Here is a 1,401-nt window from a genome sequence, read left to right as displayed (position 1 = left end):
CGACACCGCGTTAATTTGTTATAATTCTTATAATTACATTTTATAGTAGGTGATAATTGTGCTTACCTCCAATGATAATAATCCGCAAATGCATTACGAATTTGTGTGCCTTGATGAATTGGTCCCAGAGGACCATTTATTAAGGGTCATCCAGAAACATATAGATTTCTCCTTCATCCGAGAAAAAGTACGTCAATATTATTGCGAGGATAACGGTAGACCTTCCATTGATCCTATTGTTTTATTTAAAATGATTTTCATTGGATACCTTTACGGTATCCGCTCAGAGAGGCAGCTCGAAAAAGAAATCCAGACTAATATCGCCTATCGTTGGTTTCTTGGCCTTTCTTTAACAGATCGAGTTCCAGATCACACAACAATCAGTTGGAATCGTCGAACCCGTTTTAAAAATACAAATGTTTTTCAGGAGATTTTTGATGAAATTGTGCGCTTGGCGATTCAGCATCGAATGGTCGCTGGACGTGTATTGATAAGTGATTCTACGCATCTTAAAGCAAATGCGAATAAACGAAAATTTAAGAAGCATGTCATCGAGAAAACGAGTCGTGCCTATCTCAAAGATTTAGAGGTAGCAATTAATGAAGACCGTGAGGTACATGGAAAAAAGGATTGAAGCCTAGAGAGGGTGTGAAGGAAGAAAAGGAAATCAAGATGAGTACCACTGATCCGGAAAGTGGCTACATGGTTCGAGACAGCAAGCCAGAAGGCTTTTTCTATCTCGATCACCGGACTGTCGATCATAAGTACAATATTATTACCGATGTCCATGTCACTGCTGGCAATGTCCATGATTCCGTTCCTTACATAGATAGGTTGAATCTCCAAATCGAGAAGTTTGGGTTTAAGGATACAATTGAAGCTATTGCATTAGATGCTGGTTATTTAACTACTCCAATCTGCAAGGCACTTCACGATATAAATGTATTTGCTGTCATCGGTCATCGTGCCTTTACACCTGTTAAAGGTCTTTTTGCTAAATGGCGCTTTAAATATGATCTGGAGTGCGATGTGTACACATGTCCTCAAAAACATACGCTTACTTATTCGACTACCGATCGAAACGGATACAGGATGTATAAGTCCAATAAAGAAATATGTAAAACTTGTCCAAGGCTTTCTGAGTGTACCCGATCTAAAAATCACCAAAAGGTGATAAGCAGGCACGTTTGGGAAGAAAGTAAGGAATGGGTTCGACAGAACCGTTTAAGTAAATCAGGGAAATATTTATATAGATTAAGATACCAAACCATAGAGCGAAGCTTTGCAGATGCTAAAGAACTGCATGGGCTTCGCTATTGTAGGTTACGCGGACGTGAAAATGTCCAAGAGCAGGTATTGATGACAGCAACAGTACAAAACATTAAAAGGATAGCGCTACAC

General features: G+C 39.2%; 1 protein-coding gene. It reads left to right on the top strand.

Annotated features, from left to right (window positions below; genetic code table 11):
- Positions 1-88: 88 nt before the first annotated feature.
- Positions 89-1,401 (top strand): IS1182 family transposase gene (locus tag HPY31_RS28425; protein WP_172143295.1). Its coding sequence is split into 2 segments (ribosomal slippage), with 1,314 coding nucleotides annotated over them: positions 89-629 and positions 629-1,401; the frame shifts between segments, so codons are not numbered across the junction. This gene is flagged as partial in the annotation.

The organism is Brevibacillus sp. HB1.3 (genome assembly GCF_013186635.1).
Lineage (GTDB): Bacteria > Bacillota > Bacilli > Brevibacillales > Brevibacillaceae > Brevibacillus > Brevibacillus brevis_D.
Note: the sequence above shows the minus strand (reverse complement) of the source record. Positions and strands in the feature narration are given on the sequence as shown.